The organism is Paraburkholderia sp. SIMBA_027 (assembly GCF_046535315.1).
Lineage (GTDB): Bacteria > Pseudomonadota > Gammaproteobacteria > Burkholderiales > Burkholderiaceae > Paraburkholderia > Paraburkholderia tropica.
This window is the reverse complement of sequence record NZ_JAWRWY010001568.1, coordinates 1-237: the sequence shown is the minus strand read 5'-3', so window position 1 is coordinate 237 and position 237 is coordinate 1. Positions and strand designations below refer to the sequence as shown.

1 protein-coding gene is annotated in these 237 nt (G+C 51.9%); it reads right to left on the bottom strand.

The window, feature by feature from the left end; genetic code table 11:
* Positions 1-237: acyl-CoA dehydrogenase family protein (locus SB764_RS44460; protein WP_410867372.1), on the bottom strand; the 237-nt coding region annotated here is incomplete at both ends.

The following is a 237-nucleotide window of genomic DNA, read 5'->3' as shown; positions in this document are numbered from 1 at the left end:
AACAAACCATTCGGTGTAGACAGGTTTGTCCGGAGAAGCCCCGTCGCGCGCCATCACCACGATGTACGGGGTGTAGGCGCTGCTGGTAATAAAACACTTACTACCATTAAGATAAATCTTACCATTTCTACGGGTATAAGTCGTTTTCAGGCTACCCACGTCGGAGCCCGCGCCCGGTTCGGTAATCGCTGAGTTCCACATCTGCTTACCGGTGCCGCGGAAAGCCATAATTTTGTC